The 24,254-nt window shown below is 62.4% G+C and carries 24 protein-coding genes and 1 riboswitch; of the genes, 5 read left to right on the forward strand and 19 right to left on the reverse strand.

The features are described from left to right. The 9 genes from cobC to cobO are packed head-to-tail and all read right to left on the reverse strand — an operon-like array spanning position 1 to position 8,179. Positions 1-576, reverse strand: a complete 576-nt coding sequence (gene cobC, locus PSH81_RS19390; RefSeq protein ID WP_305391315.1) for an alpha-ribazole phosphatase family protein — start codon at positions 574-576, stop codon at positions 1-3. Beyond that, the gene (gene cobT / locus PSH81_RS19395) at positions 573-1,628 is read right to left on the reverse strand and encodes a nicotinate-nucleotide--dimethylbenzimidazole phosphoribosyltransferase (protein WP_305391316.1); all 1,056 of its coding nucleotides are present in this window, start codon (positions 1,626-1,628) and stop codon (positions 573-575) included. Before cobT ends, cobC begins: the two co-directional genes overlap by 4 nt. Further along, complete coding sequence (gene cobU, locus PSH81_RS19400; protein ID WP_226454971.1) at positions 1,625-2,146, reverse strand: bifunctional adenosylcobinamide kinase/adenosylcobinamide-phosphate guanylyltransferase; 522 nt, start codon at positions 2,144-2,146, stop codon at positions 1,625-1,627. Before cobU ends, cobT begins: the two co-directional genes overlap by 4 nt. Positions 2,147-2,197: 51 nt before the next feature. Next, on the reverse strand, positions 2,198-3,649 hold the full coding sequence (locus PSH81_RS19405; RefSeq protein ID WP_305391317.1) for a cobyric acid synthase: 1,452 nt from the start codon (positions 3,647-3,649) through the stop codon (positions 2,198-2,200). Further along, on the reverse strand, positions 3,646-4,635 hold the full coding sequence (gene cobD, locus PSH81_RS19410; protein ID WP_305391318.1) for a threonine-phosphate decarboxylase CobD: 990 nt from the start codon (positions 4,633-4,635) through the stop codon (positions 3,646-3,648). Before cobD ends, PSH81_RS19405 begins: the two co-directional genes overlap by 4 nt. Then, the gene (cbiB, locus tag PSH81_RS19415; protein WP_192297055.1) at positions 4,628-5,536 is read right to left on the reverse strand and encodes an adenosylcobinamide-phosphate synthase CbiB; all 909 of its coding nucleotides are present in this window, start codon (positions 5,534-5,536) and stop codon (positions 4,628-4,630) included. Before cbiB ends, cobD begins: the two co-directional genes overlap by 8 nt. Beyond that, on the reverse strand, positions 5,533-6,183 hold the full coding sequence (bluB, locus tag PSH81_RS19420) for a 5,6-dimethylbenzimidazole synthase (RefSeq protein WP_192297056.1): 651 nt from the start codon (positions 6,181-6,183) through the stop codon (positions 5,533-5,535). The genes cbiB and bluB overlap by 4 nt, the downstream gene beginning before the upstream one ends. Beyond that, positions 6,180-7,571, reverse strand: coding sequence for a cobyrinate a,c-diamide synthase (locus tag PSH81_RS19425; protein ID WP_305391319.1), 1,392 nt, complete (start codon positions 7,569-7,571; stop codon positions 6,180-6,182). The genes bluB and PSH81_RS19425 overlap by 4 nt, the downstream gene beginning before the upstream one ends. Beyond that, positions 7,568-8,179, reverse strand: a complete 612-nt coding sequence (gene cobO / locus PSH81_RS19430) for a cob(I)yrinic acid a,c-diamide adenosyltransferase (RefSeq protein ID WP_192297058.1) — start codon at positions 8,177-8,179, stop codon at positions 7,568-7,570. Before cobO ends, PSH81_RS19425 begins: the two co-directional genes overlap by 4 nt. A gap of 79 nt (positions 8,180-8,258) precedes the next feature. Next, positions 8,259-8,494: riboswitch (cobalamin riboswitch) on the reverse strand. 99 nt (positions 8,495-8,593) lie between these two features. Between cobO and PSH81_RS19435 the strand changes: the two genes are divergently transcribed. Further along, positions 8,594-9,907, forward strand: a complete 1,314-nt coding sequence (locus PSH81_RS19435; RefSeq protein WP_305391320.1) for a sorbosone dehydrogenase family protein — start codon at positions 8,594-8,596, stop codon at positions 9,905-9,907. Between the two features lie 130 nt (positions 9,908-10,037). Here the strand turns inward: PSH81_RS19435 and PSH81_RS19440 are convergent, their stop codons facing one another. From PSH81_RS19440 to PSH81_RS19460, 5 genes are all read right to left on the reverse strand, one after another. Continuing rightward, the gene (locus PSH81_RS19440) at positions 10,038-10,574 is read right to left on the reverse strand and encodes a C40 family peptidase (protein WP_226454966.1); all 537 of its coding nucleotides are present in this window, start codon (positions 10,572-10,574) and stop codon (positions 10,038-10,040) included. A 144-nt stretch (positions 10,575-10,718) separates the two neighbouring features. Continuing rightward, the gene (locus PSH81_RS19445) at positions 10,719-11,348 is read right to left on the reverse strand and encodes a C40 family peptidase (protein WP_192297061.1); all 630 of its coding nucleotides are present in this window, start codon (positions 11,346-11,348) and stop codon (positions 10,719-10,721) included. A gap of 213 nt (positions 11,349-11,561) precedes the next feature. Further along, on the reverse strand, positions 11,562-12,266 hold the full coding sequence (gene hda / locus PSH81_RS19450; RefSeq protein ID WP_058422138.1) for a DnaA regulatory inactivator Hda: 705 nt from the start codon (positions 12,264-12,266) through the stop codon (positions 11,562-11,564). 203 nt (positions 12,267-12,469) lie between these two features. Further along, entirely contained in the window at positions 12,470-13,543 is a 1,074-nt protein-coding gene (locus PSH81_RS19455; protein WP_192297063.1) for an AI-2E family transporter, read from the reverse strand. Positions 13,544-13,578: 35 nt separating this feature from the next. After that, a complete protein-coding gene (locus PSH81_RS19460) occupies positions 13,579-14,583 on the reverse strand; it encodes a DUF2066 domain-containing protein (protein WP_192297064.1) in 1,005 nt (334 codons plus the stop codon). 340 nt (positions 14,584-14,923) lie between these two features. Here PSH81_RS19460 and purM point away from each other — a divergent pair, with 340 nt between their 5' ends. The 4 genes from purM to PSH81_RS19480 all read left to right on the forward strand — a co-directional run bounded on the left by purM (position 14,924) and on the right by PSH81_RS19480 (position 17,899). Continuing rightward, entirely contained in the window at positions 14,924-15,982 is a 1,059-nt protein-coding gene (purM, locus tag PSH81_RS19465) for a phosphoribosylformylglycinamidine cyclo-ligase (RefSeq protein ID WP_192297065.1), read from the forward strand. Further along, complete coding sequence (gene purN, locus PSH81_RS19470; protein WP_192297066.1) at positions 15,982-16,632, forward strand: phosphoribosylglycinamide formyltransferase; 651 nt, start codon at positions 15,982-15,984, stop codon at positions 16,630-16,632. The genes purM and purN overlap by 1 nt, the downstream gene beginning before the upstream one ends. 8 nt (positions 16,633-16,640) lie before the next feature. Further along, the gene (locus PSH81_RS19475) at positions 16,641-17,354 is read left to right on the forward strand and encodes a DUF3108 domain-containing protein (RefSeq protein WP_192297067.1); all 714 of its coding nucleotides are present in this window, start codon (positions 16,641-16,643) and stop codon (positions 17,352-17,354) included. A gap of 356 nt (positions 17,355-17,710) precedes the next feature. After that, the gene (locus PSH81_RS19480; protein ID WP_017734626.1) at positions 17,711-17,899 is read left to right on the forward strand and encodes a hypothetical protein; all 189 of its coding nucleotides are present in this window, start codon (positions 17,711-17,713) and stop codon (positions 17,897-17,899) included. A gap of 94 nt (positions 17,900-17,993) precedes the next feature. On the opposite strand, the gene PSH81_RS19485 is transcribed toward PSH81_RS19480, so the two are convergent. The 5 genes from PSH81_RS19485 to cysM form a co-directional block, all read right to left on the reverse strand. Further along, positions 17,994-18,539 carry a DUF2058 domain-containing protein gene (locus tag PSH81_RS19485; RefSeq protein ID WP_105694808.1) on the reverse strand — a complete coding sequence of 182 codons (546 nt, stop codon included), beginning with the start codon at positions 18,537-18,539 and terminating at the stop codon, positions 17,994-17,996. 25 nt (positions 18,540-18,564) lie between these two features. Further along, positions 18,565-19,398: a nucleoside triphosphate pyrophosphohydrolase gene (gene mazG, locus PSH81_RS19490; RefSeq protein ID WP_226454964.1), complete on the reverse strand. Its 834-nt coding sequence runs from the start codon at positions 19,396-19,398 to the stop codon at positions 18,565-18,567. A gap of 167 nt (positions 19,399-19,565) precedes the next feature. Next, the gene (relA, locus tag PSH81_RS19495; RefSeq protein ID WP_192297069.1) at positions 19,566-21,809 is read right to left on the reverse strand and encodes a GTP diphosphokinase; all 2,244 of its coding nucleotides are present in this window, start codon (positions 21,807-21,809) and stop codon (positions 19,566-19,568) included. A gap of 120 nt (positions 21,810-21,929) precedes the next feature. Beyond that, positions 21,930-23,282: a 23S rRNA (uracil(1939)-C(5))-methyltransferase RlmD gene (rlmD, locus tag PSH81_RS19500; RefSeq protein WP_226454963.1), complete on the reverse strand. Its 1,353-nt coding sequence runs from the start codon at positions 23,280-23,282 to the stop codon at positions 21,930-21,932. After that, positions 23,282-24,184 carry a cysteine synthase CysM gene (cysM, locus tag PSH81_RS19505; protein ID WP_192297071.1) on the reverse strand — a complete coding sequence of 301 codons (903 nt, stop codon included), beginning with the start codon at positions 24,182-24,184 and terminating at the stop codon, positions 23,282-23,284. Before cysM ends, rlmD begins: the two co-directional genes overlap by 1 nt. Between the last annotated feature and the right edge of the window lie 70 nt (positions 24,185-24,254).

The following is a 24,254-nucleotide window of genomic DNA, read 5'->3' on the forward strand; positions in this document are numbered from 1 at the left end:
TCAGATTCCTTCCTTCAGCACGCCGTCAGCCGCGACCTGCAGATTGAACAGCGCGCCATGGCCGACTTCGACATTCAGCAATTGCTCACGGGGCAAGCCCCGCGCCCGCGCCAGCAACAAGCGCATCACGCCGCCGTGACTGACCAACAACACCCGCTCACCGGCGTGCGCTTGATGCAAGCGTGCGACGGCACCCAGAACGCGGTCGGAAAAGTCGCTGACCGCCTCGCCCTCAGGCGGTGTAAAGCTGTAGGGATCTGCCCAGAACAAGCCGAGCGCTTCGGCATCGGTCTCCATCAGCGCCGCAGCACTTTGGCCTTCCCAGGCGCCGAAGTGCAGCTCTTGCAGATCCGGCTCCAGGCTGACCGGCACCTGCAATTGAGCGCCCAACTCTTCGGCAAAACGTGCGCAACGCTGCAAAGGCGAGCTGACCAGCCGATGCCACGGCCCCTGGGCCACCACGGCGGCGCACATCTGCTCCCAGCCCTTGGCGGTCAGCGCGTCGTCCAGGCTGCCGCGCAGGCCGCCGCCCAGCTCGGTCTCGCCGTGGCGCAACAGGTCCAGGTGCAAAGTCATGCCGGGCGGTCTGCCACGGCGGCTTCGGCGAAGGTGGCCATCTGGCCGTGCAAGGCACACGCCAGGCGCAACAATGGCACCGCCAGGGCCGCACCGCTACCTTCGCCCAGGCGCAGGCCAAGCTCCAGCAGCGGCCGTGCGTCGAGGCTTTGCAGCACGAGACGATGGCCTGGCTCGGCGCCCCGGTGGCCGAACACCAGCCATTCGCGGCAGCCCGGGTTCAGGCGTGTGGCCACCAGCGCGGCGACGCTGCAGATAAACCCGTCCACCAGCACCACGATGCCTTCCTGGGCGCAGGCCAGGTATGCGCCGACCAGCGCTGCAATTTCAAAGCCGCCGAGATTGAACAGGGTGTGCAACACGTCATCGCGCTGCCCGGCGTGCACCGCCAGTGCCCGCTCGATCACCGCAACCTTGTGACTGACGCCTTGGGCATTCAAGCCGGTGCCCGGCCCCGTAAGATCGCTGACCGGGCAATCGAGCAACGCACACGCCAGCGCACTGGCGGCAGTGGTGTTGCCGATGCCCATCTCACCGCCGATAAACAACTGCGCACCGCTCGCCAGTGCACGACGCGCACTGTCACGACCGGCTTGCAACGCCAACCGCCCCTGGGCTCCAGTCATCGCCGGACCGTTGACGAAGTTGGCAGTGCCCGCGCCGATGTTCAGGTGACGTACCCCAGGCAGGTTCAGCGACGGCGTGACCGTGCCGAGGTCGATCACTTCCAACTGCGCGTCCAACTGCCGCGCCAGTACGCTGATAGCGGCACCGCCGGTGACAAAGTTATGCAGCATCTGCCCGGTGACTTCCTGGGGAAATGCCGACACGCCTTCGGCGACCACACCATGATCACCGGCAAAGATCGCGATCCACAGTTGATCCACCGAAGGTTTGACCTGCCCCTGCAAGCCGGCCAATTGCACGGCCAACGCTTCCAGCTGGCCAAGGGAACCCGCCGGTTTGGTCAGTTGCTGCTGACGCGCCAAGGCTTGTTCGTACGCCGCAGTGTCAATCGCCTTACATGGGTTGAGCCACCAGATGTCAGTCATAACGCAGTACCTTTCAAAGTCAGGGGCAGGCCGGCAACCGTCAGGACAACACGCTGACAACGCTCAGCCAAAGCTTGATGCAGCCAACCGGCTTCATCCACATAGCGGCGAGTCAATTCGCCCAGCGGCACGACACCGAGGCCGGTCTCGTTGCTGACAAAAATGATTTCACCCGGCAGCGCGGCCAGGGTTTCCAGCAGTTGATCGCGCTCGAACGCCAGGCGCTGGGGGTCTTCGAGCATCAGCAGGTTGGTCAGCCACAGCGTCAGGCAATCCACCAACAGGCAGCGGCCGGCGGCGGCGTTTTCGCGCAGGACGCGGGCGAGTTCGACGGGTTCTTCGATCAGCCCCCAGTGGTCGGGGCGACGCTGGCGATGCAGGGCGACGCGTTCGTTCATCTCACCGTCCAGCGGCTGGCTGGTGGCGATGTAGATGACCGGCAACGCGCTGTCGCTGGCGAGCTTTTCGGCGAGACGGCTTTTGCCGGAGCGGGCGCCGCCGAGGATCAGTTGCAGCATAAGGTCACACCTTCCTGTGGGAGCAGTGCAGCAGTTGAAACCCACATACAGTTAAATCCCACACAGCGTGCGCAGCAATTCAGTGTCCAGGTGGTTCTCCACCAAGTCCGCCAACCGCTCGATGTCACGCTCGCGCAACGCGTGGTAATCCACGCTTTGCACATCCTGCAAGCCCGCCCAGCGCAGCAACGCGCTGCACGCGGCCGGGGTTTCGAACAGGCCGTGAAGGTAGGTGCCGAGGATCTGCCCATCCGCACTCTGGGCGCCGTCGCTGCGACCGTCATCCAACAACACGGCGGCGTTCGCCAGCGCGCTGCCGGACGTCACGCCCGCATGGATCTCATACCCGCTGACCTCGGCGTTTTCCAACAGCAGGCGCCCGCGCACGTTGCGCAGCTGCTTTTCTTCTTCCAGCGTGGTGCTGAAGGCCAGCAGCCCCAAGCCATGGCTGGAGCCCGACGGCCCTTCCAGGCCCAACGGGTCGTGAACCTGCTCGCCGAGCATCTGCAAGCCGCCGCAAATGCCAAGCACTTTGCCGCCATAGCGCAAATGTCGCGCCACGGCGCTGTCCCAGCCGTTGGCACGCAAGTAGGCCAGGTCGCTGCGCACGCTTTTCGAGCCCGGCAGGATGATCAGGTCGGCAGGCGGAATCGGCTGGCCCGGCCCGACAAATTGCAAATCCACCTGGGGATGCAGGCGCAGCGGGTCGAAATCCGTGTGGTTGCTGATGCGCGGCAACACCGGCACCACCACCTTGAGCACTTGGGCGGCCTTGTCGATCTGGCGCTTGTCGATGCCATCTTCGGCTTCCAGGTGCAGGTCCATCACGTAGGGCAATACGCCCACCACAGGCTTGCCGGTGCGCGCTTGCAGCCAATCCAGGCCGGGTTGCAATAACGCAATATCGCCGCGAAAACGGTTGATGATGAAGCCTTTGACCCGCGCCTGTTCGCTCGGCGACAGCAATTCCAGGGTGCCGACCAGGTGCGCGAATACGCCGCCACGATTGATGTCGGCGATCAGCAGCACCGGGCAATCCACGGCTTCGGCGAAGCCCATGTTGGCGATGTCGTTGGCGCGCAGGTTGATCTCCGCCGGGGAGCCCGCGCCCTCCACCATCACCACCGGATAGGCATCGCTCAGGCGTGCATGGGAGGCCAGCACGGCTTGCATCGCGATGGCTTTGTAATCGTGATAGGCCACGGCGTTCATGCTGGTGACGGCACGGCCGTGGATGATCACCTGGGAACCGGTGTCACTGTTGGGCTTGAGCAGCACCGGGTTCATGTCGGTATGGGGCGCCAGGTTGGCGGCCTGGGCCTGCACGGCTTGGGCGCGGCCGATCTCGCCACCTTCGGCCGTCACGGCGCTGTTGAGGGCCATGTTCTGCGGCTTGAACGGCGCCACAGCCACGCCCTGGCGGACCAGCCAACGGCACAGCGCGGTGACCAGGGTGCTCTTGCCGGCATCGGAGGTGGTGCCTTGCACCATCAGCGTACTCATGCAGCGTCCTTGTAGGCCGTCAGCGCTTCGTCAAGGCGCAGCCAATCGGCGGCGCTATCAGGCAAGCCAAAACGCAGGCTGCTGTCGTGAACGAACAGGCGCAGCAAGATGCCGCGCTGGGCCATGAATTCGTGCATGCGCTCGGCATGCGGGGTGATCAGCCATTGGAACAAGGCACAGCCGCCGTGAGGTTGGAAGCCGTGGCGCTCAAGCAGGTCGAACAGCCGCTGGCTGGCCTCGATACAGCGCTCGCGCTGGCGCGTGTGCCCGGCCGTATCCGCCAGGCAGACTTGGCCCAGCACGCGGGTGGGGCCGCTGACGGCCCAGGGTCCCACCTGCTCGGCAAGCAGCCTGAGCAACTTGCGCTCGGCCAGGACAAAACCGAGGCGCACACCGGCCAGCCCAAAGAACTTGCCGAACGAACGCAACACAATCAACCCGACCTGATGGGCCTGGCTCGCCAGGCTCAGGTGCGGCGTGACGTCCATGAAGGCTTCATCCACCACCAGCCAGCCGCCCCGCTGCGCCAGCCGCGCGTGCCAGTCCAGCAGGCGTTGCGGACTCAGGCTGAGGCCGGTGGGATTGTTCGGGTTGACCACCACCAGCACGTCGAGGTTGTCGAGAAAGAAGTCGACTTCCTGCTCCAGCACTTCGCGCACCACATAACCGGCGCGGCGCCAGGCTTCGGCGTGTTCGGCATAGCACGGCGACAGCACGCCGACCTTGCCCGCCCGCCGCAAGCGCGGCAACAGTTGGATCGCCGCCTGGGAGCCCGGCACCGGCAGCAAATGGGCGGCGCCGTAATATTCGCTGGCGGCGCGTTCCAGGCCGTCGTCGGTTTCCGGCAAGCGCGCCCAGGCCCGCAGCGGAATTTCCGGGATCGCCCACGGCCACGGCGCGAGGCCGCTGGACAGGTCGAGCCAATCGGCCTCGGCAATCCCGTATTGAATCGCTGCCTTGCGCAGCCGGCCACCGTGCTCAAGCATAGAATTGCGCCCCCGCGCATAGGATCAGCAGCCACAACCATACGCCGCGCTGCACCAGTTGCCAGCCTCGGTCGATGGAGTCCGCATCCGCCGCCGGGCCTTCGCCCAGTTGCGGACGTTGATGTACTTCGCCGTGATAAATCGCGGCGCCGCCCAATTCGACACCCAGCGCACCAGCGCCGGCCGCCATCACCGGGCCGGCGTTGGGGCTGTCCCACGTCGGGCCCTGGGTACGCCAGCACTTCAACGCCAGGCGGGTTTTGCCCAGCAACGCGTAGGTCAATGCCACCAGGCGCGCAGGAATATAGTTCAGCACGTCGTCGATCTTGGCCGCCGCCCAACCGAAACGCTCGAAGCGTTCGTTGCGATAGCCCCACATGGCGTCGAGGGTGTTGCTCAGGCGGTACAGCACCACGCCCGGCACACCGGCAACGACAAACCAGAACAGCGCGGCGAATACCGCGTCGCTGCCGTTCTCCAGTACCGACTCGGTGGCGGCGCGGGCGACTTCGGTACGGTCCAGTTCGCTGGTCTGACGGCTGACAAGGTAACTCACACGTTTTCGCGCTTCGTCCAGGTCATCACTGCGCAGCGCCTGGGCGACCGGGATCACGTGCTCGCCAAGGCTGCGCATGCCGAGGGCGCAGTACAACGCCAGGATCTCCAAGATCCAGCCGATATACGGCGCCCACGACAAAGCCGTGGCCAGCAGGGTCAACGGCACCACGGCGATAAACCACGCGGTCACGCCATGGCTGCGCCAGCCCCGGCCACCGCTGTTGAAGCGTTGCTCGATGCGCCCGGCGAAATTGCCGAACGCCACCAGCGGATGCCAGCGCCTGGGTTCGCCCAGCAGCGCATCCAGCGCGACTGCGGCGACACACAGCAAGGCCACACTCATTGACTCACTCCCCAAGAATTTTCGTACAGCATGTCACTCAGCGGCCGCGGCTCGGTCCAGCCTTCGAGTTGCAACATCGGCGCCGGGTAGAACGCAGCGACCGGGCCCAGGCACAGCACGGCCAGGGGTTTGGCGCCGGGCGGCAGGCCCAGCAGGTCGGCCAGGGCCTGGGGCTCGAACAGCGAGACCCAGCCCATGCCCAGGCCTTCGACGCGGGCAGCCAGCCACAGGTTCTGGATGGCACAGGACAGCGAGGCCATGTCCATTTCCGGCAAGGTGCGACGACCGAAGATGTGGCGCTCGCGGTCGTCCATCAGCGCTGCTACCAATACCTCGGCGCAATCGTGGATGCCTTCGACCTTGAGCTTCATGAATTCGTCGGAGCGCTCGCCCAGGGCTTCGGCGGTGCGGATGCGTTCTTCTTCCACCAGTTGCTGGATTTGCCCACGTAGCTGGCGGTCGCTGATACGGATGAAGCGCCAGGGTTGCATCAGGCCGACGCTGGGGGCCTGGTGTGCGGCCTGGAGCAGGCGCTGCAGCAGTTCAGGCGCGACGGTGCCGCCGCTGAAGTGGCGCATGTCGCGGCGTTCGGCGATGGCGCGGTAGACGGCCTGGCGGTCGGCTTCTGGGAAGGCGTTGTCGGTCATTGCCTCTTCGCGGGCAAGCCCGCTCCCACATTGGATTGGGTTTCGACGCGATCCCCTGTGGGAGCGGGCTTGCCTGCGATAGCGCCCTCCCGGTCTGGCGCAAACAGTGCCGCCACCGCCGCCGGATTCGACGGAAAGTAAAAGTGCACGTAGGAAGCCGTCATCCGCCCCTGTCGGAAAACCGCCTCGGCACCACGCCCACCGTTGGGGCTCACGCCACGGGCAATCGGCGTGCAGTCGGTGCTGGTCAGGGAGTGGTGATAGGTGTGACCGCGCAATGTGCCTTCCGGCAGTTCGACATTTTGCAGGGCCAGGGCGGCCAGTTTCTTTTGCATCACGGCATCGCCCTGCAGCAGACCGAGCAACTCGGCACGCTGGCCGTCGACATCGGTGAGCGAGTCCAGCAGGTACAACATGCCGCCGCACTCGGCGAGCAGTGGTTTGCCAGCAGCGTGATGGGCACGGATCGCATCGAGCATCGCGGTATTTTCCGACAGCGCCTGGTGATGCAATTCCGGGTAACCACCCGGCAGATACAGGCTGTCGGCGTCAGGCAATTGGCGGTCATGGATCGGCGAGAAGAAGTGCAACTCGGCGCCCATCGCCCGCAACAGATCGAGGCTGGCGCCGTAGGTGAAGGCGAAGGCTTCGTCGCGAGCCACGGCAATGCGTACGCCGTTGAGCAACGGCTCGGCCTCAATGATCTGCGGCGCAGCGAACGTCACCGGCGGCGGCAATGCGACTTCGCAACTGCTGCCCAGGGCTTGGGCGGCGGCATCGAGGCGCAGGTCGAGGTCATTCAGTTCGCTGGCTTGTACCAGGCCTAGGTGGCGGCTGGGCAATTCGATCCCGGTCTCGCGGGACAGCGCCCCGTACCAACGCAGGCCTTCGGTCAGACTGCCTTCGAGCAATTGTGCGTGGCGCAGCGTGCCCACGCGGTTGGCCAGCACGCCGGCGAACGGCAGGTCCGGCTGATAACGCGCCAGGCCCAGCGCAAGGGCACCGAAGGTCTGGGCCATGGCGGTGCCGTCGATCACACCGAGCACCGGCACGCCAAAGTGGCGCGCCAGGTCAGCGCTGGACGGCGTGCCGTCGAACAGGCCCATCACGCCTTCAATGAGGATCAGGTCAGCCTCGCCGGCGGCTTCCCACAACAGGCGACGACTTTCCTGCTCTCCCACCATCCACATGTCCAATTGATACACCGGCGCACCACTGGCGCGCTCGTGGATCATCGGGTCGAGAAAGTCCGGCCCGCATTTGAACACGCGCACCTTGCGCCCCAGGTTGCGGTGCAAACGGGCGAGCGCGGCGGTGACGGTGGTTTTGCCCTGGCCGGACGCCGGTGCGGCGATCAAGACGGCCGGGCAATGACGGGGCTGATTCAAAGTTCGACGCCCTTCTGTGCCTTGATACCGGCCTGGAACGCGTGCTTGAGCATGCCCATTTCGGTGACGGTGTCGCCCATTTCGATCAGCTCGGGCTTGGCGCCACGGCCGGTGACCACCACGTGTTGCATCGGCGGACGGGCTTGCAGGTCGCTGAGTACTTGGTCCAGATCGAGGTAGCCGTGTTTGAGGGCGATGTTCAGTTCGTCAAGCACGACAAGGCCGATGGCGGGATCTTGCAGCAGCTCGCGGGACACCGCCCAGGCGGCTTCGGCGGCGGCGATGTCACGTTGGCGGTCCTGGGTTTCCCAGGTGAAGCCTTCGCCCATGACGTGAAAACGCACTTGCTCAGGGAAGCGGCGGAAGAACAGCTCTTCGCCCGTGCTGTTGCGCCCCTTGATGAACTGCACCACACCGCACTGCATGCCGTGGCCCATGGCCCGAGCCAGCATGCCGAACGCAGAGCTGCTCTTGCCTTTGCCGTTGCCGGTGAGCACCAGCAGCAAACCGCATTCGTTGGGCGAGTTGGCGATGCGCTCGTCGATCACGGCTTTTTTGCGCAGCATGCGCGCCAGGTGGCGTTCGTCGCGTTCAGGGGAATCGGTCATGGCAGCTCTCCGTTGGGGCTGGACAAAAAACGGCGGGCAGGAAAAAGACAAAACAGACAGCCAAGCATCGCCCACCGTGATGCTGTTGGATGTTTCAGGCCGGTCTCCGGGCTCATGAGTGGCGATCGCCGACGCTGCGCCTTCCCATATCGCGGGGCGATACAGTGGCAGAAAGCAGGGTCTTGACTCATTTACCGTTGCGGGGGCAGCGCCGGGATCGCGGCAGCACTGTGTACAAGTGCGCTCACTCACCGGCTTCCCTGTTTCACTCGGTCGACCCGTGGGTCACAGAGCACCTGGAACAAGTCGCGAAGGGTAGAGGGTTGGGGGTGGAGCGTCAATTAAAGCCGGCTTCGCACTTGAACCATCGGACCGCTGCATGCCTCTACCCTTGCAGGTACCCAGGAGAAAAACATGCACAAGACCCGACTTGCCCTACTGATCATGTTCGCAGGCGCCCTCGCCGCCTGCGGTGAAAGTTCGACCTTGCAAGTGTCTGACGGAACCGGGCCTTCCCCCAAGCTACCGGAGCCGAACAAGACCCTGATCCCCACGGTAAACATCGCGCCAGCCATCGGCTGGCCTGCGGGTGCGAAGCCAACTCCCGCCGCGGGCACCCAGGTGGCGGCGTTTGCCGAGGGCCTGGACCACCCGCGCTGGCTGTATGTGCTGCCCAATGGCGACGTACTGGTGGCAGAAACCAATGCGCCGCCCAAACCCGATGACTCAAAGGGCATTCGTGGCTGGGTAATGGAAAAGGTCATGGGCCGAGCCGGTGCAGGTGTGCCTAGCCCGAATCGCATCACGTTGCTGCGCGATGCCGACCACGATGGCATCGCCGAGACCCGGACAGTATTTCTTGAAAACCTCAATTCGCCCTTCGGCATGACCCTGGTGGGCAATGATCTGTATGTGGCGGACTCGGACAAGCTGCTGCGCTTCCCCTACCAACCGGGAGCAACCGCGATCAAGGCAGCCGGTACCAAGGTGGTCGACCTACCCGGCGGCAGCATCAACCACCACTGGACCAAGAACGTGGTGGCGAGCAAAGACGGCCGCAAGCTGTACGTAAGCGTAGGCTCCAACAGCAACGTTGGTGAAAACGGCCTGCAGGCAGAAGAAGGCCGGGCGGCGATCTGGGAAGTAGACCGCGCCAGCGGCCAGCACCGCATTTTCGCCTCGGGCCTGCGCAACCCTAACGGCATGGCCTGGGAACCACAAAGCGGCAAGCTGTGGACGGCGGTGAACGAGCGCGATGAAATCGGTAGCGACCTGGTGCCGGACTACATCACCTCGGTTCAGGATGGCGCCTTCTATGGCTGGCCGTTCAGCTACTACGGGCAGCATGTGGATGCGCGAGTCAATCCGCAAAACCTCGACCTGGTGGCCAAGGCGATTGCACCAGACTACGCCGTAGGCCCGCATACCGCCTCGCTGGGACTGACGTTTGCAGAGAACAGCAAATTGCCCGCCCCCTTCACGAATGGCGCATTCATCGGCCAGCATGGTTCGTGGAATCGCAAGCCCCACAGTGGCTACAAGGTGATCTTCGTACCGTTCGAGGCTGGCCAGCCCAAGGGACAGCCGGTGGATGTGCTGACCGGGTTCCTCGACAAAGACGAGAAAGCCATGGGCCGGCCGGTGGGCGTGGTGATTGATCAGCAGGGGGATTTGCTGGTGGCAGATGATGTGGGAAATAAGGTGTGGCGGGTGTCGGCGGCTAAGTAGACAGGCTTCAGACCACAAAACCCATGTGGGAGCGGGCTTGCTCGCGAAGGCGGTGTGTCAGTCACAGATGTGTGGTCTGATCCGGCGCCTTCGCGAGCAAGCCCGCTCCCACATTCAGATCTCTGTCAGCTCAGGGATTACGTGCCAGATTCCCTGGCAACACGCGCTTGGCGCTCAGGTAAGCATTCTGCCAATACGCCTTGGACAAGGTGTCCAGCTTCACCGTGCCGCCGGTTTGCGGCGCGTGCACGAAGCGGCCCTCGCCCACATAGATGCCGGCATGGCTGACCTGTGAGCCGCCGCCGGTGGCAAAGAACAGCAGATCACCGGTTTGCAGGTTCTCTTCACTCACATCCTGGGCGCGCATCACGATCAGTTCGCGGGTGGTGCGTGGCAGGGAGATGCCGGCCGCATCGCGGTAGACAAAACCGATCAGGCCGCTGCAATCAAAGCCTGAGTCCGGCGTGTTGCCGCCCCAGCGATAAGGCGTACCGACCAGGCCGAGCGCGCGAAAGAGTACGTCTTCGGCGACAGGCGAGAAATTCTGGGTGGAATAGTTGAACACCGGCTTGGGCTTCACCGCTACGGGAGCGGGCGGTGGACGGCTGGCGCAGGCGCTGAGGAGCGCGGCGCAAACAATAAGAATCAGGCGGGCCGAGGTCGACATGTGCAGAACAATCCTGGTCTGGATGCGGCTTTCGCTGCCGAACGCTGAAAACCAGAACGCGCAAGCAGAGCTCGCGCGTACGGTTTACAACAATATCCAGGGATTCTAGCGCTTACACGTCAAACTTCAAGTATCACTTTAAGTTTACTTGCTAGCGGTAACCGTCGTCGGGGCCATGGCGAGTGCACGCTTGGCTTCGATGAAGGTTTTGCTCCAGTAGCTATCGCCCAGGTTGTCGACTCGGACACCGCCACTGCGACGGCTGCTTGAGTGGATAAACTGGTTATCGCCCAGGTAGATACCGGCATGGCTTACGCGACCACGGCCAGCAGTACTAAAGAAAAGCAGATCACCGGGCTTGAGGTTGTTGCGTGCGACCAACGGTGCATTCACGTTGATCATTTCGCGAGTGGAGCGTGGCAGGTTCATGCCAGCTTCTTCACGAAACAGGTAGCCGATGAAGCCGCTGCAGTCGAAACCGGCTTCAGAGGTACCACCGAAACGGTAACGGGTACCGATCAGGGACATGCCGCGTTCGAGAATGCTGTCGGCCAGGACTGGAAGCTGGTAAGGCTTGTTGCCGGAGAAGGCGCCCAGTTCCTTTTCAGTCGCCAGCTCTTCTTCATAAACAGAAGCAGACTGTGCAGCGACGAATTTTGCCTGATTTTGAACCTGAGGTTTTTGCTGCTCGGCCACCTGTTGAGGGTGGGAGGCGCAACCAAACAACAGGGTAACGAGTGCGAGAGGCACGAGGGGTGCGAAGCGATTTAGCATGGGCACGACCGTGGCTGATGTGTAAAGAAGCCGAGACTATGCCCGCTATCAGATCGATTTGCAAATTCAATCGTGATCTATGTGACTTCTTGTTTGGACGATGACATCTAAGCCCTTAACACCCTATGCGACCGATTTGCGTGGTTAACCCGGCCCAAACGCAGGTTTTCTGGCGCCTGGATTTTGCCGAAAGCCCCGAAAACAAAGGGCTGGCTACCAGCCGAGGGTTTCCTTGAGGAAAGGAATCGTCAGCTTGCGCTGGGCTTGCAGAGAGGCCTGATCGAGCTGTTCGAGCAAATCGAACAACGCGCTCATGCTGCGGGTACCGCGGGTCAGAATGAAGTGCCCGACCTCATCGGTGAGGTGCAGGCCGCGACGGGAGGCCCGCAATTGCAGGGCACGCAATTTGTCCTCGTCAGACAGGGGACGCATCTGGAAGATCAGCGCCAGGGTCAGGCGAGATTTGAGATCCGCCAGCTTGACCGGCAGCTCCCGCGGCGAGGTGGATGCAGCGATCAGCAAGCGCCGGCCGCTGTCACGCAAACGGTTGAACAGATGAAACAACGCCTCTTCCCACTCCGCCTTGCCGGCGATGGCCTGTAGATCGTCCAGGCAGACCAGCTCATATTGCTCAAGGTGGTCGAAGATACCGATACCGCGATCCATCAACTCGGCCAACGGCAAATAAACCGCCGGCTCGCCCATCTGTTCAAAACGCAAACACGCGGCCTGCAACAGGTGAGTACGCCCTACGCCGTGCTTGCCCCACAGATAGATCAGGCTTTCGGTCCACCCGGCGTCGGCTTCGCAGAGCCGCTCGACATAGCCGAGTGCAGCGGCATTGGCGCCTGGGTAGTAGTTGATAAAGGTGGCGTCGTCACGCAGACGCACACCCAAGGGCAGCTGAATCGGTTTCATGCTGACTGAACGGCTCCAAACGAACCGCTAGTGGCCTCTGTGTAAAGTTTGCAAAGTTTATACCCGTGACGCCGGGCGCACAATGCAGCAGACCACAAGCAAAATCAAAGGTTTGCGTTAACTTACCGGTTTTGCGCGGATTGTTTGACGCCCCACCCCCAGAAACAACAAACCCGACCAAGGCCGGGTTTGTGACGCAACGTTTACAGATCAGGGTCTTCGACCCCCGTGTACACATCCGAATCCTTGTACAAGTCATGCACATGGCGCACCAGCACCATGATCACCGCCGCCACCGGCAACGCCAGCAAGATGCCAGTAAAGCCGAACAGCTCTCCGCCCGCCAGGATCGCAAAGATCACCGCCACCGGGTGCAGACCGATCCGATCCCCCACCAACAACGGCGTGAGCACCATGCCTTCGAGCGCCTGGCCGACCATGAACACCGCGACAATCCCGAGCATCGGGTACAGGTCGCCACCAAACTGGAACAACCCGGCCACCAGCGCCGCGCCGATACCAATCACAAAGCCCATGTACGGCACGATGGCCGCCAGGCCGGCGATCAGGCCAATCAACAAGCCCAGTTCCAGGCCGATCGCCATCAGGCCGGCAGCATAGATAACCCCCAGGGCCAGCATCACCAGCAACTGACCGCGCACAAACGCACCCAGCACCTCATGACACTCCTCTGCCAGCGAGACGATGCGCTCTTCACGGTTGCGCGGCAGCAGGCTGCGGATCTTGGCCATCATGATGTCCCAGTCGCGCAGCAGGTAGAACGCCACCACCGGGATCAGCACCAGATTGGTCAACCAGCCGATCAGCGCCAGGCTGGACGCCGTAGCCTGACTGAGTACGACGCCGACAATATCGGTGGTCTGCCCCATATGCTCGCTGATCGCGGCCTTGACCTTGTCGAACTTCCAGAACCCATCCGCCAGCCCCAGCTTGGCCTGGGCCCACGGCATCGCCGTGTGCTGCAGCCAATCCAGCATCTGCGGGGCCAGTTCATAGAGGCGGAACAATTGCTTGGCCAACATCGGCACCAGCACCAGCACCAACGCCGTGATGATCAGGGTGAACAAGGCGAAAACCGTCACCACGCCCCAGGTCCGTGACAAGCCGACCTTCTCCAGGCGATCCACCACCGGATCAAACAGGTAGGCCAGCAGCAACGCAACCAGGAACGGCGTCAGGATCGAATGCAGCAAGAAAACAAACGCGCACAGCAGGACCAGCCCACCAAGCCACACCCAACGACGCGTATCCGCCATAAACCACTCCATTGCTTCTATATAAGGAAGAACTGTTACCAACGAAACCGCAGTTGCGCCGCAGGCGTTGCTGCCGCCGGTGCTTCACCAGGCCCAACCTCCTGCAACTTGGCCAGGCCCAACTGGGTACGCAATTGATCGACACTGCCGTTGACGCGATAGACGATGCGGTCGCCATCCACAGACTGCGGCTGGCCACCAAACGGCTCGAGCAGATGCCCCAGGGCGGCATAGCGCTCCAGGTTCATGCCTTGTACTTCGAGCAACTGCTCGCTGCTTACCCCGGCCTTGACCGCAAAGCGCGGTGCCAGCTTCTGGCTGACCGCCAGCATGACGGCATCGGCCACCGCGCCCGTATCGGCGCCTTGGACGCTGCCCTGCTCGCTCTTGTCGCCCAGCCACAAGCGCCACTTGGCCTGCCACTGGTTGCCTTCCTGGCGTGCATGCACGGCCAACAGGGCATCCGCGCCGTAGCGCTCGGAGGCGGCGCGCAGTGGCGTGGCGTCGGCGCTTTCCAGGTTGGGCGCGGTGGCCACTACCTGCTCTTCCAAGTCACCCAGCGGCAGCCGCAACGGCAGCCCACGGTGCTGCGCCGCGCGACGCAATGCCTGGGCGACGCTTTGGCCATCACCGACCAGACTGCTGCCTTCGGTAGAGTCATTCAGCCACCAGCCAAGGATCGACGGCCGGTTGCTGCCCCAGATCGACAGACCCGCATCACGCAAGGCGCGGTCGGTGCTGACCGGGTCAAAATCCACTTGCAGGCTTTCCGGCGGGCCGGCGTCGTAGCCGTATTGCGTGATGATTTGCTGCGGGTCCTTGCGAACCGCCGCCAGGCCCGGGCCATCGGCGGCCTTGGCGTCGCCGGTCAGGCGGATCACCAGGGTTTGCACGGCACGCTGGGTCGCCTGGTCGCGCTCTTGCGGCGACTGGCTACTGACGGGTTCAAGCACTTGATACAGGCCATTGAGGGTTTCGGCATGACTCGCCAGGCTGACCAACGACAAGCAGCCTACAAAGAAGAATTTACACAGACGCATGGAAGATTCCCGAACGACAAATTTAGCGGCTGGAACAGACCGCGTGAATTCGGCTTACCAGGGCTGTGACCACAGCGGCTGGCAAAACATTCACGGGTATCGGTAAGTTTTCGTACTGTCATAACGATAGCGGGTTCAAGGCTATACCTTAATACGTACCAAAGCAGACCGGATTAGCATTTTTTTAACCCATATGCCTCTGCCCGTCGGCCCGAGGATGGCCGCTGCCCCTCAAGCCTGATAAAATCGCGCGCCTTCGCAGACCGTCAACGGCGTGGCCTTTATAAAAGCCCCCGCCCGCCCGGTCGTTACCCCTGAATCCCCCCTAAAGGCCTGGATCATGAGCAAGCAACCCTCCCTGAGCTACAAGGACGCCGGTGTAGACATCGACGCCGGTGAAGCATTGGTCGAACGCATCAAGAGCGTCGCCAAGCGCACTGCGCGCCCCGAAGTCATGGGCGGCCTGGGCGGTTTCGGCGCCCTCTGCGAGATCCCGGCCGGCTACAAACAGCCAGTGCTGGTCTCCGGCACCGACGGCGTGGGCACCAAGCTGCGCCTGGCACTGAACCTGAACAAGCACGACAGCATCGGCATCGACCTGGTGGCCATGTGCGTCAACGACCTGGTGGTGTGCGGCGCCGAGCCGTTGTTCTTTCTGGACTACTACGCCACCGGCAAGCTCAACGTCGAGACCGCCACCCAGGTTGTGACCGGCATTGGCGCCGGTTGCGAACTGTCGGGTTGCTCCCTGGTCGGCGGCGAAACCGCTGAAATGCCAGGCATGTACGAAGGCGAAGACTACGACCTGGCCGGCTTCTGCGTCGGTGTGGTCGAGAAAGCCGAGATCATCGACGGCTCCAAGGTTGCCGCCGGTGACGCCCTGCTCGCCCTGCCATCGTCCGGCCCGCACTCCAACGGCTACTCGCTGATCCGCAAGATCATCGAAGTGTCCGGCGCCGACATCGAAAACATCCAGCTCGACGGCAAACCGCTGACCGACCTGCTGATGGCCCCGACCCGCATCTACGTCAAGCCACTGCTCAAGCTGATCAAGGACACTGGCGCCGTCAAGGCCATGGCCCACATCACGGGTGGCGGCCTGCTGGACAACATCCCGCGCGTGCTGCCAAAAGGCGCCCAGGCGATTGTCGACGTGGCCAGCTGGCAGCGTCCTGCAGTCTTCGACTGGCTGCAAGAGAAAGGCAACGTCAACGAAAACGAAATGCACCGCGTGCTGAACTGCGGCGTCGGCATGGTCATCTGCGTGGCCCAAGAGCACGTTGAAACCGCGTTGAACGTACTACGTGAAGCGGGCGAGCAGCCTTGGGTCATCGGTCAGATCGCCACCGCACCGGAAGGCGCGGCCCAGGTTGAACTGAAGAACCTCAAGGCTCATTGATGTCCCAGACCTGTGATGTCGTGGTGCTGCTCTCCGGCACCGGCAGTAACTTGCAGGCCCTGATCGACAGCACGCGCACCGGCGACAGCCCGGTGCGCATCGCTGCGGTGATCTCCAACCGCAGCGACGCGTTCGGCCTGCAACGCGCCAGCGACGCGGGTATCGCCACCCGCTCCCTGGATCACAAGGCCTTCGAAGGCCGCGAAGCCTTCGATGCCGCCTTGGTCGAACTGATCGACGCCTTCAATCCCAAACTCGTGGTCCTCGCCGGTTTCATGCGCATCCTCAGCGCTGATTTCGTGCGGCACTATGCTGGGCGCCTGCTCAACATCCACCCTTCCCTCCTGCCTAAATACAAAGGCATGCACACGCACCAGCGGGCGCTCGACGCCGGCGACAGCGAGCATGGCTGCAGCGTGCACTTCGTCACCGAGGAACTCGATGGCGGGCCTCTGGTCGTACAGGCAGTGGTTCCGGTAGAGTCGGATGACTCAGCGCAGAGCCTTGCGCAACGGGTTCACGCCCAGGAACACAGGATTTACCCGCTGGCAGTGCGCTGGTTTGCCGAGGGGCGGTTGATTCTTGGTGAGCAGGGTGCATTATTGGACGGTCAGTTACTCGCGGCCAGCGGCCACTTGATTCGAACCTAGGAGATTTTATGCGTCGCGCCTTGCTCTTCGCTTTTGCTCTGTTTGCCTTGCCTGCCGTGCAAGCGGCAGACCTTCACCCTTTCTCCGTTAGCTACACCGCCGACTGGAAACAGTTGCCCATGAGTGGTTCGGCTGAACGCAGCCTGGCCAAGAATGGCGACGGCACCTGGACCTTGAACTTCAAGGCTTCCATGATGATCGCCAGCCTCACCGAAACCAGCGTGATCCTGTTTGACAAGGACACCCTGCAACCGAAGAGCTACATCTTCGAACGCGGTGGCCTGGGCAAAGCCAAGAAGATCAACCTGGACTTTGATCAAACCGCCAAGAAAGTCACCGGTTTTGAAAACAAAGACCCGGTCAACGTGGCCCTGCAAAGCGGCATGCTCGACAAGTCGACCTACCAGCTGGCCCTGCAGCGCGACGTTGCCGCTGGCAAGAAAAGCATGAGCTACAACGTGGTCGAAGGCACCGACGTCGACACCTACGACTTCCGCGTGATCGGCCCGGAAAAGGTCCAGACCAAGGTCGGCTCCATCGACGCGATCAAGGTTGAGCGCGTGCGTGACCCAACCCAAAGCAAGCGCATCACCCAGATGTGGTTTGCCAAGGACCAGGGCGGCATCCTGGTTGCCCTGCGTCAGGTCGAGACTGACGGCAAGGAATACAACATCATGCTGCAAGACGGTACGGTTGACGGCAAGGCTGTCAAAGGTAGCTGATCGGCTGATGAATCAAAAAAAGAGCCTCGCTGACTGCGGGGCTTTTTTTTGCCTGCGGATTCTATGTAGAGGCTTGTGCAGTCATCGCAGGCAAGCCAGCTCCCACATTTGGAATGCATTCCCCTGTGGGAGCTGGCTTGCCTGCGATGGCGATAGCGGGCTCTCAACATGAAACTTCTGTCATAAAACTCCAGCACCCATACCGCAACCCCCCCAATCCTCAAGGCCTGCAGCACTGTTGCAGTTCCTGCAATGAATTGTTGCGCGAAAAGTCGGTTTACTTAGCAAGCTAACAAAACATATAACAAAGGCCTGCGACGACTTGCCGCAGACCCACCAGAGATTGGAGCAAGCAGATGACTGTAAAAGTAACTGAACGCGACGATGCACATATGTCCCATGAAGCGCTGGGCCATGGGATTCACATCTGGGATGTACACCAACAAGACCTGCTGGTCGGCATGTTTCACAACGAGAGTGACGCTCACAATTATAAGAACGAGCTCGAGTCGCTTGAGATGAAACGCCAGGCAGAAAGCTCCTGAGTATCGAAATCCTATAGGTGCTCCAGCCCACGCAGCCGGAGTACCTATCAACAAAAACCCCGCCTTTTGAGCGGGGTTTGTTGTTTCTACAGCCTTACCACATCAGATCATCCGGGATCTGGTAGGCGGCGTATGGATCATCCTCGTCCGGCACCTGGCTTTCGGTGAGGATGTTGAGCTGCACGATGCGCTCTGGCGCACGCTCCTGGATCTTCAGCGCCGCTTCACGCGGGATCACCTCGTAACCACCACCGTGATGCACGATCGCCAGGGAGCCGTTGCTCAGCTTGTTGCGCATCAACGTGTTGACCGACAGGCGCTTGACCTTCTTGTCATCCACGAAGTTGTAGTAATCCTCGGTGGTCAGCTTGGGCAGGCGCGAGGTCTCGATCAGTTGCTTGACCTGGGCCGTGCGGGCCTTGGCCTCGGCTTTTTCCTGCTGCTGGCGATTGAGTTCCTGATCGCGCTTGACCTTCTCGGCCTTCGCTTCGGCAGCCAGGCGAGCCTGGGTGTCATCGGCCTCGATCTGGCCCTTGTGGACCAGGCGCTGCTGCTTCTGTTTCTCTTTGCCGACCTGCTTGGCCTGCTTTTGGTTGACCAGACCTGCTTTGAGCAACTGATCGCGAAGGGAAATGCTCATGGTGCTTACTCACTTAGGCAGCCGCTCAACCGCAGCTGGACATGTTCTTTTCCTGGCGTTTGGCTTCACCCCACAGGGCGTCCAACTCTTCGAGGGTGCAATCTTCTATGGATTGATGCGTATCGCGCAATGCCTGTTCGATAAATCGGAAACGTCGTTCGAACTTGGCATTGGCGCCACGCAGCGCGGTTTCCGGGTCGACCTTGAGGTGACGGGCCAGGTTGACCGCGGCAAATAGCAGGTCGCCAACTTCATCGGCGATGGCGGCTGGGTCGTTGTCAGCCATGGCTTCGAGTACTTCATCCAGCTCTTCGCGGACGTTGTCCACCACCGGCAAGGCGGATGGCCAGTCAAAACCGACCTGGCTGGCGCGCTTTTGCAACTTGGCGGCACGAGACAAGGATGGCAGCGCCGTGGGTACGTCATCGAGCAGGGACAGTTGCTCCGGTACGGAGGACTTTTCCGCACGCTCCTCGGCCTTGATCTGCTCCCAACGGTGCTTGACCTGCTCTTCGTTCAACCGGGGGGTATCCAGCGGTGCGTACAGATCGCCGCTGGGAAACACGTGGGGATGACGACGGATCAGCTTGCGCGTGATGCTGTCGATCACGCCGGCAAATTCGAAACGCCCTTCTTCCCGAGCCAGCTGGCTGTAATACACCACTTGGAACAACAGGTCGCCGAGCTCGCCTTGCAGGTGATCGAAGTCACCGCGCTCGATGGCATCGGCGACTTCGTAGGCTTCTTCAAGGGTATGCGGGACGATGGTGGCGTAGGTTTGCTTGATGTCCCACGGGCAGCCGTATTGCGGGTCGCGCAGGCGGTTCATCAGGTGCAGCAGGTCATCTAGTGAATACATCAGTTTCTGTCCGATCAAGTGGGCACGCAGAAGATCAAATGTGGGAGCGGGCTTGCTCGCGAATGCGCAGTGTCAGCCAATGAATCTGGCACTGACACACCGTATTCGCGAGCAAGCCCGCTCCCACAAAAGCCCTCCCACATGTTAGCCCGCGTTCATCCAGCTAATCATGGCGTACGGTTACGCCGCGTCTCGATGATGTTCGGCAACTGGGAAATCCGCCCCAGCAACCGCCCCAACGCGTCCAGGCCCGGGATCTCGATGGTCAAGGACATCAACGCGGTGTTGTCCTCTTTGTTCGAGCGGGTGTTGACCGCCAGCACGTTGATCCGCTCGTTGAGCAGCACTTGCGACACGTCCCGCAGCAAACCGGAACGGTCGTAGGCACGAATGACGATGTCCACCGGATAGGTAAGGACCGGCACCGGGCCCCAGCTGACCTGAATGATCCGCTCCGGCTCACGCCCGCCCAGTTGCAGCACCGAAGCGCAGTCCTGGCGGTGAATGCTCACGCCACGGCCCTGGGTGATGTAGCCGACGATCGCGTCGCCCGGCAACGGCTGGCAGCAGCCGGCCATTTGCGTCATCAGGTTGCCCACGCCCTGGATCTGGATGTCGCCGCGTTTGCCCGGCTTGTAGCCGGTGGCTTTGCGCGGGATCAACTCCAGCTGCTCGCTGCCGCGCTCCGGTTCGACCAGTTGTTGCGCCAGGTTGACCAGTTGCGCCAGGCGCAGGTCGCCGGCACCGAGGGCGGCGAACATGTCTTCGGCGATCTTCATGTTGGCCTTTTCGGCCAGCTTGTCGAAGTCCACCTGCGGCAGGCCCAGGCGGGCCAGTTCGCGTTCGAGCAGGGTCTTGCCGGCGGCGACGTTCTGGTCGCGCGCCTGCAACTTGAACCAATGCACGATCTTCGCCCGCGCCCGCGACGTGGTGATGTAGCCCAGGTTCGGGTTCAGCCAGTCGCGGCTCGGCGTGCCGTGCTTGCTGGTGATGATCTCGACCTGTTCACCGGTTTGCAGGCTGTAGTTGAGCGGCACGATGCGCCCGTTGATCTTGGCGCCCCGGCAGTTGTGGCCGATCTCGGTGTGCACGCGGTAAGCGAAGTCCAGCGGCGTGGCGCCCTTGGGCAGGTCGATGGCATGGCCGTCAGGGGTAAAGATGTAGACCCGGTCCGGCTCGATGTCCACGCGCAACTGTTCGGCGAGGCCGCCAATGTCGCCGAGTTCTTCGTGCCATTCCAGGACTTGGCGCAGCCAGGAGATTTTCTCTTCGTACTGGTTGGACCCGGCCTTGACGTCGGTGCCCTTGTAGCGCCAGTGCGCACACACGCCCAACTCGGCCTCTTCGTGCATGGCGTGGGTGCGGATCTGCACTTCCAGCACCTTGCCCTCAGGGCCGATCACGGCGGTGTGCAGCGAGCGGTAGCCGTTTTCCTTGGGGTTGGCGATGTAGTCGTCAAACTCCTTGGGAATATGCCGCCACAGGGTGTGGACGATGCCCAGCGCGGTGTAGCAGTCGCGCATTTCCGGCACCAGCACACGCACGGCGCGCACATCGTAGATCTGGCTGAAGGCCAGGCCCTTGCGCTGCATTTTGCGCCAGATGGAATAGATGTGCTTGGCGCGGCCGCTGATGTCGGCATCGACGCCGGTAGCCTGCAACTCGGAGCGCAGCTGGTTCATCACATCGGTGATAAAGCGCTCACGGTCCAGCCGCCGCTCGTGCAACAGCGTGGCGATCTGTTTGTATTGATCGGGTTCGAGGTAGCGGAAGGACAAGTCCTCCAGCTCCCACTTGATATGGCCGATGCCCAGGCGGTGTGCCAGCGGCGCGTAGATGTCGAACACCTCGCGGGCCACACGGTTGCGTTTTTCGTCGTCGGCGGTCTTCACCGCCCGGATCGCGCAGGTGCGTTCGGCCAGCTTGATCAGGGCGACGCGTACGTCATCGACCATCGCCACCAGCATCTTGCGCAGGTTTTCCACCTGGCCCTGGGTGCCCAGCACCATCGACTGGCGCGGGCTGAGGCTGGCGCTAATGGCGGCCATGCGCAGCACGCCGTCGATCAGCTTGGCCACCACGGCGCCGAAACGCTGGCTGACCAGCGGCAACGCGATATGCCCTTCACGCACGCCGCGATAGAGCACGGCGGCGATCAGCGAATCCTGGTCCAGCTTGAGATCGGCAAGGATCTCGGCGATCTCGAGCCCGGTGCGAAAGCTCGAAGTGCCTTCGGCCCACAGGTTCTTGGCCGCATTGTCTTGTTGCTCAGACTCGCGAGCGAACTCGCAGGCTGCCTTCAAGGCTTCACGGTCCAGTGCCGGGTCGACACTGACGGCATGATCCAGCCATGCCTCGAGATTGATACTGCCGTCGGTGTTGATCGGCTGGTGTGCTCTCACCTGTACCATCTTGCTTACCTTCCCTACGACGCACCTCTGATGCGCCAAAATCATCGCCGACTTTACTGCGAACTCCGTGGCAGATCACAGGCCCTGGAGAACGCAGGCCAGTCGGATTAAACGGGCATCCTAGCCCGCTTCAAATAACGCCATGGCCTCGACATGCGCTGTCTGCGGAAACATGTCGAGGATCCCGGCACGTTTTAGCCGGTAGCCTTGCTTGACCAACTCAACCGTGTCCCGCGCCAGCGTCGCCGGGTTGCAGGACACATACACCAGGCGCTTGGCCCCCAGAGTGGCGAGCTTGCGCACAACCTCTTGGGCACCATCGCGGGGTGGGTCCAAGAGTACCGCAGAAAAGCCCTGTTTGGCCCATTCTGCGTCAGTCAAAGGCTGGGACAAATCGGCCTGAAAAAACTGCGCATTATGCAAATTGTTGCTGACGGCATTAAGCGCCGCCCGATCCACCATGGTCTGCACGCCCTCCACCGCGACCACTTCGCGTACTTGTCTGGCCAGTGGCAGGGCAAAGTTGCCCAGGCCGCAAAACAGGTCCAATACGCGTTCGTCAGGCTGTGGGGCCAGCCATTCCAGGGCCTGGGCCACCATCGCCGCGTTGACAGCGGCGTTGACTTGCACGAAGTCGCCGGGACGGTAGGCCAGTTCCAGGCCCCACTGCTCCAGCTGAAAACCCAACGCGGCATCGGCATCCACCGGCTCCGGCTGGCCCTCGCCATGCAGCCACAACTGGGCTTGATGGAACGCGCAGAATTCTTTCAATACCAGCAGGTCCGCGTCCGACAATGGCGCCATATGCCGCAGCAGCACGGCGATGGATGTACCGCTGAACAGCTCCACATGCCCCAGGGCCTGGGGTTTGCTCAGGCGGCGCAGCATGTTCGGCAGACGCTGCATGATCGGTTGCAAGGCCTGTACCAGCACCGGGCAATCATCGATGGCGACGATGTCCTGGCTGGCGACCGCGCGAAAACCCACTTCGAGTTTTTTCGCCTTGGCATCCCAACGCACCGCTACACGGGCACGGCGACGGTAGCCGAATTCCGGACCGCTCAAAGGTGCGGCCCACTCCTGCGGTTCGACACCCGCCACGCGGGACAGTTGCTCGGCGAGCATGCGCTGTTTCAGGGCAAGTTGTTCGCCATGGGGCAAGTGCTGCACGCTGCAACCGCCACAGCGGCCCACGTGGGCACACGGCGCCGGGCGGCGCAGTTCGCTGGCCTTGAACACCCGCTCGGTACGCGCCTCGACCACTTTGCCGTGGGCCCCCAACACCCGCGCTTCGACTTCTTCACCGGCCAGCGCACCGTTCACGAACCAGGTGCGGCCTTCGAAGAACACGATGCCACGGCCATCGTTGGCCAGGCGCTCGATGGTCAGGCGTTGTTTCTTGCCCACTGGAATCTGCGGGGCCCGGCTGCCGCCCGTCGGTTGGAAGCGCAGGCCTCTCTCGTGCTTGGCCATCAGTTGGGTTCGTCGAAAATGCCGGTCGACAAGTAACGGTCGCCACGGTCACAGATGATCGCGACGATCACCGCGTTTTCCACTTCTTGGGACAAGCGCAACATACCCGCCACGGCGCCACCGGAAGACACGCCGCAGAAGATGCCTTCTTCACGGGCCAGGCGCCGGGTGGTGTCTTCAGCTTCACGCTGGGCCATGTCGATGATGCGGTCCACGCGCGTCGCGTTGTAGATCTTCGGCAGATACTCTTCGGGCCAGCGGCGGATACCCGGGATGGCTGCGCCTTCCATCGGTTGCAGGCCGACGATCTGGATCGCCGGGTTCTGCTCCTTGAGGTAGCGCGAGTTGCCCATGATGGTGCCGGTGGTGCCCATGGAGCTGACGAAATGGGTGATGGTGCCCCCGGTCTGGCGCCAGATTTCCGGGCCGGTGCTGGTGTAGTGCGCCTCGGGGTTGTCGCCATTGGCGAACTGGTCCAGCACCAGGCCACGGCCTTCGGCGGCCATGCGCTCGGCGAGGTCGCGGGCGCCTTCCATGCCTTCTTCCTGGGTCACCAGCACCAACTGGGCGCCGTAGGCGGTCATCGCCGCCTTGCGCTCGGCGCTGCCGTTGTCGGGCATGATCAGGATCATCTTGTAACCCTTGATCGCGGCGGCCATGGCCAGGGCGATCCCGGTATTACCCGAGGTGGCTTCGATCAGGGTGTCGCCGGGCTTGATCTGCCCGCGCAACTCGGCGCGGGTGATCATCGACAGCGCCGGGCGGTCCTTCACGGAGCCGGCCGGGTTGTTCCCTTCGAGCTTGAGCAACAGGGTATTGCTGGTTTCTCCCGCCATGCGTTGCAAGCGGACCAGGGGCGTGTTGCCGACGCAATCGGCAATTGTAGGGTACTGCAAGGTCATGGCGTATTCGCAATCCAGACTGCGGGGGCGGACATCATACCGGGAAAGCCCGGCGGGCCATATCACGCAA

Source organism: Pseudomonas sp. FP2335 (assembly GCF_030687535.1).
Classification (GTDB): domain Bacteria; phylum Pseudomonadota; class Gammaproteobacteria; order Pseudomonadales; family Pseudomonadaceae; genus Aquipseudomonas.